The following is a 9943-nucleotide window of genomic DNA, read 5'->3' on the forward strand; positions in this document are numbered from 1 at the left end:
TTACTCGATTTGTCCTGTTGGCGTCTCGACCGCAGCGGCTAATTCAAGCGGTCTTCTTTTCTGATGTCCTCATCAATGCCTTTAGCTCATGTATCGACACATTGGTGAGAAATGCGGGCTAGAAGACGACCTGTCAATCCCCAATACCGACCGCCTATTCCGCCGCGTACCGCCGCATCAGTTAATAACGTGTGAAGACGGCGCAAGCCGTCTGTCCTCAAGCGTTTTCAAGAACGAAGAGATGTCGGTCAATATTGAGTGTCTCATGGTAGCGCAGGGGCGCCCGCCGGAAGATGCTCTTAAGGGTTACCCCAACAACTTCCTTACGTCCATCGTCGCTGGGGACGTCCGTAAGTTTGGCCATCCTATCATCAAAGCTACGGACCCGCCCAATGACCCGGCGCACGGTCTCGTTCTCGGAAAAAAGAAGGACCGCTTTGCCAATGCAATGGTCCGTTCCCACAAGTGGATTGTTGCGCCCCCGAGAACTAACTAACCCAAATTCATCGATTGTCACCTTCGATTACAGCCATCGGCCAAACGGTGGGAGCGGCGCGGCGCGGCGCGAGCACGGGGAGTGCTGCGCATAATCCCGGGTATTATGTTGAATTGCCGACCACCGATCATGTCTGGGCAGGCGGGACCGAAGTTCAACGAAGCAGCAGACACACGCGGCAACGGAGGGAGACAAACCAACCGAAGCATGGGGTAAGTCTCAGCGTTGACTGAAAACCCGATTCTGGACCGCAATTTCGCGCCTTTGACAGCCCACAGGTGAAGCTGTACTTTTCCTTCCAAGGAAAATGGGCGTTCAAAAGTCTTATAGATTCTAAGAACACGTTCGTTCCGTCGGGGAAAGCGAAGCGCACAGATCGGAACCGGCAAATTCAGCGGCGCGTTTGAGCGAGGCGAGCGCGGCGCGAAAGCACGCCGATAGCCGCACTAATGCGAGGACATCGCGCGGCTCGCGTGCCAGGGCCGAGAGCAGGCTCGCTATCCTTGGGCGTCCGAGCTCGTCGATGGCGGCTAATGCCGCGGCCGGGATCACTGTCGTTTGCGGGTCCACGATGGCGCGTAGGACGGCGAAGGGGATCTTCGCGCCCTGGGCCACCTGGGCGACGGCGCCGCTCTCCATATCGACGGCGAGCGCGCCGGTACGCTCGAACAACATGCGTTTTTCATCGGGGGTAGCGATCACCTCGGTGGTATGCAACATGGCGCCGGTGTGTACCGTGAGGTGCTCCGCGAGGCGCGCGGCCAAACGGGCGCGCCACGCCGCGTCGACCCGAAACGGCGCGTCTGACACCAGGATGGTGTCGGGAACGATAACATCGCCGGACCGTAACGCGCTCGCCAACGCACCGGCCGTGCCCCAACTGAGCAAGGCCCGCGCCCCCTGCGCGACGAGCGTTTCAGCGGCCTGGCGCGCGCGCGCCTGACCGATCCCCGAGACATAGAGCAGTGTATCGCCGAGACGCGTCAGTCCGGGAACGGAGCCCGGCGCCTTCGCGATGCAGCGCGCCTCGGCCGCGAGCGCGGTGACGATCCCGAGCGGGGCAGACTTCAGTCGCGAGTGGCTGGCGTTAAATTGCGGTATTGGGCCATCGCCCACAGCGGGAAGTACTTGGTGTAGCCATGGTATTTCAAATAGAACACGCGCGGAAAACCGGGCGCCGTGAAGCCTTCATCGTGCCAGAGACCATCCGCGCCTTGGCGCGTGATTAGGTAATCAATCCCCCGGCGCACTGACTCGGAGCTTACCTCGCCGGCCGCCATCAAGCCCAGGAGGGCCCAGGCCGTCTGAAAGCCCGTGCTCGGATAGTATTCGCCGCGTCGGGCCGGAAAGTAGCTGCCGTTGCTTTCTCCCCAGCCGCCGTCGGATTGCTGCATCGACTTGAGCCATTCGACCGCCCGCCGAAGATAGGGTTGCGAGAAATCTTCACCGGCGATCCGCAAGGCGCTGAGCACCGACCAGGTGCCATAGATATAGTTGCTTCCCCAGCGGCCGAACCAAGAGCCATCTGCTTCCTGCTCATTCCTTAAGTATTCGATCGCAGCGGCAATGGCGGTCCTATAGCGCGGTTCGCCGGCGAGCACGAGCAGCGCGATGCAGCGGGCCGTGACGTCGCTGGTTGGCGGGTCGAGCAAGGCGCCGTGATCCGCGAAGGGAATGTGGTTCAAATAGTAACAGGTGTTGTCGGCGTCGAAGGAGCCATAGCCGCCGTTTTTTGATCGCATCCCGTGAATCCATTCGGCCGCGGCATGGGTCGACCACTTGTAACGTTGCGGATCGATCAAGCACATGGCCCAGCCGATCATCGAGGTATCATCCAGATCCGGATAATGGGGATTGGCGTACTGGAAGGCCCAGCCGCCGCCTTTGAGATCCGGGCGAGTCTCGCGCCAATCCCCGGGCTCGTCGCTGAGTTGCCGTTCTTGCAGCCAGTTCAAGGCGCGGCGGCAAGAAGCGCTCGTACGCTTGCCGTTCGCCTCGAAGACGGCATGGGCCGCGATGGCCGTATCCCACACGGGCGAGACGCAAGGCTGGCAATAAATCGAGTCCTCGCCGGTGACCAGAAGTTTCTTCAAAGCCTCTTTGGCTTCGGTGCAGTAGGGGTGATCTTTGGGATAACCGAGGAGAACCAGGGACTCGTAGGCATTCACCATCGCGGGGAAGATGCCCCCGAGCCCATCGGTTCCGTTAAGCCGCTCCGTGATCCAGCGCTCGGCGCGTCGAATTGCATGGCGGCGTACCGCCCTCGGGATCACGGGCTCGATCGCCCGGCCCAGCCGGTCGAGCAGCAGAAACACCCGCCCCAATCGCGTTTTTATACGGAAGTAATCTTGCTCCTCTTCCGGGGGCGTGACAAAGAGATCGCGGATGCCGACAGCGCGCGGGTTCTTCGCCTTGGGCTTGAGGCTGCAGAGAATGAATAAGGGCACCATGACGGTGCGAGACCAATAGGAAACCTTCGAGACATGAAACGGGAACCAGCGCGGCAGCAACATGATCTCGGCCGGTATGAACGGCACGGCCCGCCAGGGCACTTGGCCGAATAAAGCCAGCGTGATGCGTGTGAACACATTGCTCGCGGCGGCGCCCCCGTGGGCTAGTATGGCCTCACGGGCCCGCAGCATGTGCGCGGCCTCCGGGGAGTCGCCAATGAGCTTTAGCGCGTAATAGGCCTTCACCGAGCAACTGATGTCGAAGTCGCCGCCCGCGTACAGCGGCCAGCCGCCATGCTCGGCCTGATGACTGAGCAAAAACACAGCCATTCGTTGCTCCAACCCGCTATCGATTTCATCCATGAAATGCATCATGAGGACATACTCGGCCGGGATGGTGCAGTCGGCTTCAAGCTCGAACACCCAATGGCCGTCTTCCTTCTGGAGGCGCTCGAGTCCCGTGCGGGCCCTCTTGACGGCGTGCTCTAACGGGGCGCGTCCGAACTCGTACCCCGCGTCGGTGCGAGCTTCGGCCTCGGTGACTAGGTATCGTTTCATTATGCCATGCCTCCTTGCGCGCCTTCGAGCGTTCCTGACGCACGTTGATGCGAGCACCGGTCGGCAGTTACCGGCCTTGATCTTGCCCTTAGTGCCACTGTTTTTCTGCTACGAGGTATGAGAACCCGCGCTGTAATTTAATTTATCAAGTTTCTCATGAATGTTATTGACTGGTAAAGCCCTTGTGAGAATATTCATGAGCGCTCTTAGAAACCTGTCTTGAGTCACCAGCAGATTCGATATCCCTACCGTCAGTTTAACGCTGCGGCGGGAAATCTTAACTTGCGATCCCGCGCTAAAGTCGCGGTGCTTGTTTAGCTTTCGCAAGCTTAAGATCGCCATGCCCAACGCCCAGAGACAAAACTTCCGGATCCCTGGTTCATGGCCCGGAATAATAAGGGTGTAAGTCAGGGCATTATCGAGGTGCGCCTTGGCGATGCCGATGAGTTGCGCGAGCCCATCGCCGAATCCGGCGTCGCATGCGCCTGGGATATTATCGCGCAGTGTAACGCCGCGCGCCAAGAAGAGATCACGCGGAAGCCAGCACGCGCCGCGTTTGCTGTCCTCCCAAATGTCCTTAAGAATATTGGTCATCTGGAGCCCTTGACCGAATGATACTGCAAGCCGCATGAGATCCTCGCGCTGCGTGTTGATCTCCGGCGAGTAATCGCAAAACAACTCGGTCAGCATCTCGCCGACCACGCCCGCCACGTAGTAGCAGTAGTCATCTAAAGCCGGAAGATCAGGAAGGCCATCGAGCGATTCGCGTTGTTGATAGTCGGCCATTCCTTGGGCCATGATGCGCACACAGCGAGCAAGCGCCTGGCGTTGGCGGGCGTTAAAACCGTGGGTAACGCGGATGACGCGAACCGTGTTTCGGATCAGATCGCGCTCGGGTTCCGGCGTGGCGGCCGATAACAACGGGTAAAGCTCCAATGCAAAACGCTCCGCCGCCTCGGTGCCTTCGACGACGCTCACGAACTGGTCCGAGAAGTACCGTTGTTGCGTGGGCCGCAGCTGGTTATCGTCTTCGACCACATCGGCGACGCGGCACAGCAGATAGGCGTTGCCGACGACCCTGCAAAGCTCCGGCGGAAGGGCCGGGATCGTTAAGGCGAAGGTCCTGGATACGCCTTGCAGAATGTGCGTTTGATAAGCGTGATCCGGACCTAAAGCCGCGCCTGGCTTCAATTCCGTCGACATCGCACGCGGTCTCCTTGCATAGGATCACTTGGCGCCCAAAAACTCTTCGATACGATCGAGGGCTTGCACTAGATTCTCCGTGCTGGTGGCAAAGGATAAACGCAAGTAGCCCGGCGCGCCGAAAGCGACCCCCGGAACGACGGCGACACCCGTGTGCTCCAATAACTGCTCGGCGAGCGCGACATCGTTGTTGACGCCCGCCATCCGCCCAATCGCTCCTTGCACGTTCGGAAAGATATAAAACGTGCCTTGGGCCGCGACGCACTCGATACCGTGTATTTTGTTGATCCGCTCCAGTACCAAATCATGGCGTTCCTTGAATATGGCGCAGCGTTCGCGCACGATCGCTTGCTCGCCTTCGAGCGCGGCTTGCGCCGCGATCTGGGCAATGGAGGTCGGATTCGAGGTGCTTTGCGATTGCAGGACGGTCATGGCTTGGATGACCGCTTTGGGTCCGGCGGCATAACCGATGCGCCATCCCGTCATCGCGTAGGCCTTGGCGACTCCATTTAAGACCACCGTACGATCGCTCAGCTCCGGGCAAGCGTTTAGAATATTCGCGAACGGCTCCGCTTGCCAAAGAATATGTTCGTAAATATCGTCCGAGGCGATGATGATCTCCGGATGGTTCAACAACACCTCTGCGAGCGCCCGCAACTCGCCGCGTGAATAGCATTCCCCGGTCGGGTTGGAAGGGCTATTGAGGATCAAAAGCCTCGTTTTCGATGAGATCGCGGCCCGCAGCTTTTGGGGATTGATCTTAAAGCGCTCGTCGAGGCCGGTTTTGATGATCACCGTCTCGGCGCCCGCAATCTTCGCCATATCCGGATAGGAGGTCCAATAGGGGGCCGGCAGGATCACTTCATCTCCCGGATTGAGCACGGCCATCATGAGATTGTAAATGCTGTGCTTACATCCACATGACACGAGAATCTGGCTGGGCGGATAGTCGAGCGCGTTCTCGCGTTTAAATTTATCGCTGATAGCCTTCCTTAAGGCCGGTGTGCCTTCAACGGCGGTGTATTTCGTAAACCCCTCCCGCACCGCCTTGATAGCCGCGGCCTTGATGTGGTCCGGCGTATCGAAGTCGGGCTCGCCCGCAGCCAGGCTGATGATGTCTTTTCCGGCCTGCTTCAGGGCGGTAGCCCGGGCAGCGACGGTAAGGGTCGCGGAGGGTTTGATCGAGAGGGCGCGATAGGAAAGTCTCACGGACGAGCGAAAGCCTCTATTTGCAAGGTTATGATCAAGCGTTCCCCGCGTCGTCACCGCGACGAACGCCGAAGTCCAGAGTTTTTAATGGGTTAAGGATTTCTGGATGCCGGATTCGGCCGCTATGACGATTGCAGCCAAAACGGCGTGTAATATACTTGAGTTTGCGCCGCAACAGAATCCCCATGGGAAAGAGCTTCGTTCTAAAATGCGACTTCGGCCCGGCCGGGGATCAGCCCCAGGCTATTCGCGGGCTCACCGCCGGTCTCCATGATGGGCTCGCCTACCAAACCTTGCTCGGTGTCACCGGTTCCGGCAAGACCTTTACGATCGCCAACGTGATCGAGCATGTCCAGCGGCCGGCCTTGATCCTAGCGCCCAACAAGACCTTAGCGGCCCAGCTCTATGCCGAGATGCGTGGTTTTTTCCCCGACAACGCGGTCGAATATTTCGTCTCCTATTACGACTACTACCAGCCTGAAGCCTACGTGCCGGCCTCGGATACGTACATCGAAAAAGATGCGACGATTAACGAGCACATCGAGCAGATGCGCCTCTCGGCGACGAAAGCCCTGCTCGAGCGCCATGATACCATCATTGTCGCCACGGTATCGGCGATCTACGGCCTCGGCGATCCGTCCGCCTACCACGGCATGGTGCTGCATCTGGTGCGCGGGGGCACCGTGGACCAACGCCAGATCCTGAGACGCTTGGCCGAGCTTCAGTACACCCGCAATGACCTGGAACTGCGTCGCGCGGCCTACCGGGTGCGCGGCGATGTGATCGATATCTTTCCGGCCGAATCCGAACGCGAGGCGGTGCGGGTCGAGCTCGGCGACGACAGCATCGAGAGCTTATGCTTTTTCGACCCGCTCACGGGCGAGATCCTGCGCCGGGTCCCACGCCTCACGGTGTATCCCAAGACACACTATGTCACCGGACGGCAAACGCTGCTCGAAGCCGTCGAGGCGATCAAGATCGACCTCAGGGATCGATTGCAGGAATTGCGCGCCGCCAACAAGCTGCTGGAGGCGCAACGACTCGAGAGCCGCACGCGCTTCGATCTCGAGATGATGATCGAGATTGGCTATTGCGCCGGGATCGAGAACTACTCGCGTTATCTCTCGGGCCGCCGCCCCGGCGAGCCGCCGCCGACGCTCTTCGATTATCTGCCCGCCGATGCCTTGCTGGTCGTCGATGAAAGCCATGTCACGGTCCCGCAGCTCGGCGGCATGTACCGAGGCGATCGGTCGCGCAAGGAAAACTTGGTGGACTACGGGTTCCGGTTGCCCTCGGCGCTCGATAATCGCCCATTGAAATTCGAGGAGTTCGTGCGGCTCGCGCCGCAAGCTATCTTCGTCTCCGCAACGCCCGGCCCGTATGAGCTGGAGCATTCAGCCCAAATCGTCGAGCAGGTGGTGCGGCCCACGGGCCTGGTCGATCCGGAGGTGGAGATCCGGGCGCAAGCGACCCAGGTCGATGATCTACTCTCCGAAATCAACGCGCGTATTCATCTCCACGAGCGGGTGCTGGTGACGACGCTCACCAAGCGCATGGCGGAGGATCTCACCGATTATCTCTCCGAGCACGGGGTGCGCGTGCGTTATCTCCACTCCGACATCGATACCGTCGAGCGGGTCGAAATCATTCGCGATCTGCGCCTGGAGCGCTTCGATGTCTTGGTGGGTATCAACCTCTTGCGCGAAGGCTTGGATCTCCCGGAGGTTTCCCTCGTCGCGATCCTGGATGCGGACAAGGAAGGATTTTTACGCTCGGAGCGATCGCTGATTCAAACCGTCGGCCGCGCGGCCCGCAACCTCGCGGGCAGGGCCATCATGTACGCCAACGAGGTAACCGGCTCGATGGAACGCGCGCTGGAGGAGATGGCCCGCCGCCGCAGCAGGCAGGTGGATTACAATGTTCTCCACGGCATCACGCCGCGCGGGGTGACCAAGGCGGTGACTGAGCTCATCGAAGTCAGTTACGCGGAAACCGCGCCGAGGCGCCGCAATAGCGTAAAGGAACCCGAATGCGATTACCGGACCCTCGCGCCCGAACGGGCGCTACAGAAAATCAAGAAACTCGAGGAAAAGATGTTCCGGCATGCACGCGAGCTCGAGTTCGAGCAGGCGGCGCAACTGCGCGATGAGATCGGCCGGATTCGCGCGGCGGTGTTTGGGATCCCCCCGCAACGGGCGGCGATATAACTCATTGGAAGGAAACGCGGTCCACGGCAATCGCTCGCGGCACACCCAAATCCAAGGAGCGCACGCACCTTTCGGTTGTGTCTCAGTTTGAATTTCGGCTATCGGTCACGAGCAGCCATCTAGAGAACATTCGAATACTAGTTTCAAAGAGGAGACGAACATGAGTGAACTACGGTATCCAAACGAAAGCAGAGAGTATCGCGATGCGCGCGAATCATTGCTCAAAGACGAACAAGAGCTTGTCGACAAAGTAAGATCTGTGGCAGAAAGACGCCGCAACCTCCCTCCCGGCGGGCAGTTAAAAGAGGACTACGTCTTCCAATGGGCCAACGATGGGAAAGTAGGAAAGAGTGTGAAATTCTCCAAGCTATTTGAAGACAAGAACACGCTGCTCCTTTACTCATTCATGTACGGTCCGAGCTGGGACAATCCCTGTCCTTCCTGTACGTCGCTGGTCGATGGGTTTGATCGAACCTGGTATCAGATCACTCAAGACGCCTCGTTTGTCGCAATTGCCAAAGCCCCGGCCGAACGAATCAATGCGTGGGCCAAACAACGTGGATGGTCGCAGATTGCGCTGGTTTCCGGATCGGAGTCTGCCTATCAAGCCGATTACAAGTGCCAGGGAGACTCTGATGATATGCAATGGCCAGTGATGCATGTATTTAGGAGGCAGGATGGAAAGATTTTTCATTTCTGGGGAACTGAACTGTCGGCGAATCATCTCGACACGGTGTGGCCGTATTGGAATCTCATGGACTTTACGCCAGAGGGGCGGCCAGACATTCCCACTCCGCCACAAAAGTTCAGGTCCGAATTCTTGGAAAAAAACTATCTGAATAAGGAGTAGTGTGGCGCCCAGTCGCGCGGACTTGAATAGTGAGGCGATATGCAAAGCTCGTCATCAAGTCGTTTTCACAAAGAGAGGCTCCAATGTCGCCTCCGGGTCGGCAAGCGCCCCATATTGTGATGAGCCAGACTTGTGTTTCCCCACTGAGTATGGAGGAAACACACCATGTACAGCAACGCAAATAGCACCGATGTCAGTGCCATTCACAATCCGTGGAACAAGGGCCGACTGATCGGGCCGAAGCCCCCATTGAAACTCCGAGAGATCTGGGCGATTCGGATCCGATTGCAACTGGCCAAGCGCGCCAGAGACCTTGCCCTTTTCAATCTGGCGATTGACAGCAAACTTCGGAGCTGCGATCTCGTCAAACTCCAGGTACGTGATGTCGCTCATAGCGGTCGGGTCATTCCCCGGGCCACCGTCATGCAGCAGAAGACGGGACAGCCGGTCAAGTTCGAGTTGACCGAGCAGACCCGAGAGGCGATTGAGGCCTGGATCGCCAAGACGCAGCTCGCTTCCGGTCAATATCTGTTCTCGAGCCGCATGACGAGGTCACCGCATATTTCGACACGGCAATATGCGCGGATCGTGAAATCGTGGGTGGCTCGCATCGGATTGGACCCCGGAGACTACGGTACCCACTCGCTGCGTCGTACCAAGACCACGTTGATTTACAAGCGAACGAAGAATCTCCGAGCGGTGCAGCTGCTGCTTGGACACACAAAGCTGGAGAGCACGGTCAGATATCTCGGCATCGAGGTCGATGACGCGCTGGAGATGTCTGAGCAGACCGAAGTTTGAAACCATTACAGCCGAAAGCGGTCGCCTGGGGCGGTCGCTTGCCGGCCGATTTTGTTGAAAAACTTCCGGAACTTCTGCTCGCGGTGATGATCGGATCTTCGTAATGGTTATTACGGAGAACTGCTGATGATGGGGCAACGGCAAAGTGGGCAAGAAAGATTGTTCTACT

At 58.6% G+C, this 9943-nt stretch carries 7 protein-coding genes; 3 read left to right on the forward strand and 4 right to left on the reverse strand.

The genetic code is table 11. From position 1 onward, the window contains the following. Positions 1–829 precede the first annotated feature (829 nt). From M3436_16655 to M3436_16670, 4 genes are all read right to left on the reverse strand, one after another. Positions 830–1612, reverse strand: coding sequence for a purine phosphorylase (locus M3436_16655; protein ID MDQ3565665.1), 783 nt, complete (start codon positions 1610–1612; stop codon positions 830–832). After that, positions 1564–3504 (reverse strand): squalene--hopene cyclase, encoded by a 1941-nt coding sequence (gene shc / locus M3436_16660; GenBank protein MDQ3565666.1) that lies wholly within the window; start codon positions 3502–3504, stop codon positions 1564–1566. The genes M3436_16655 and shc overlap by 49 nt, the downstream gene beginning before the upstream one ends. A gap of 108 nt (positions 3505–3612) precedes the next feature. Beyond that, the gene (locus tag M3436_16665; GenBank protein MDQ3565667.1) at positions 3613–4707 is read right to left on the reverse strand and encodes a phytoene/squalene synthase family protein; all 1095 of its coding nucleotides are present in this window, start codon (positions 4705–4707) and stop codon (positions 3613–3615) included. A gap of 24 nt (positions 4708–4731) precedes the next feature. Further along, positions 4732–5916: a pyridoxal phosphate-dependent aminotransferase gene (locus tag M3436_16670; GenBank protein MDQ3565668.1), complete on the reverse strand. Its 1185-nt coding sequence runs from the start codon at positions 5914–5916 to the stop codon at positions 4732–4734. Between the two features lie 185 nt (positions 5917–6101). Between M3436_16670 and uvrB the strand changes: the two genes are divergently transcribed. From uvrB to M3436_16685, 3 genes are all read left to right on the forward strand, one after another. Further along, positions 6102–8123 (forward strand): excinuclease ABC subunit UvrB, encoded by a 2022-nt coding sequence (gene uvrB, locus M3436_16675; GenBank protein MDQ3565669.1) that lies wholly within the window; start codon positions 6102–6104, stop codon positions 8121–8123. A gap of 160 nt (positions 8124–8283) precedes the next feature. Beyond that, a complete protein-coding gene (locus M3436_16680; GenBank protein ID MDQ3565670.1) occupies positions 8284–8973 on the forward strand; it encodes a DUF899 family protein in 690 nt (229 codons plus the stop codon). 165 nt (positions 8974–9138) lie between these two features. Then, positions 9139–9774 (forward strand): tyrosine-type recombinase/integrase, encoded by a 636-nt coding sequence (locus tag M3436_16685; protein ID MDQ3565671.1) that lies wholly within the window; start codon positions 9139–9141, stop codon positions 9772–9774. Positions 9775–9943: the final 169 nt, after the last annotated feature.

Source organism: Pseudomonadota bacterium (assembly GCA_030859565.1).
Lineage (GTDB): Bacteria > Pseudomonadota > Gammaproteobacteria > JACCXJ01 > JACCXJ01 > USCg-Taylor.

Bases quoted from the DNA above. Each gene is read 5' to 3' on its own strand.
- M3436_16665 (MDQ3565667.1), bottom strand. From the start codon at position 4,707: ATGTCGACGGAATTGAAGCCAGGCGCGGCTTTAGGTCCGGATCACGCT.
- M3436_16685 (MDQ3565671.1), top strand. From the start codon at position 9,139: ATGTACAGCAACGCAAATAGCACCGATGTCAGTGCCATTCACAATCCG.
- uvrB (MDQ3565669.1), top strand. From the start codon at position 6,102: ATGGGAAAGAGCTTCGTTCTAAAATGCGACTTCGGCCCGGCCGGGGAT.
- shc (MDQ3565666.1), bottom strand. From the start codon at position 3,504: ATGAAACGATACCTAGTCACCGAGGCCGAAGCTCGCACCGACGCGGGG.
- M3436_16680 (MDQ3565670.1), top strand. From the start codon at position 8,284: ATGAGTGAACTACGGTATCCAAACGAAAGCAGAGAGTATCGCGATGCG.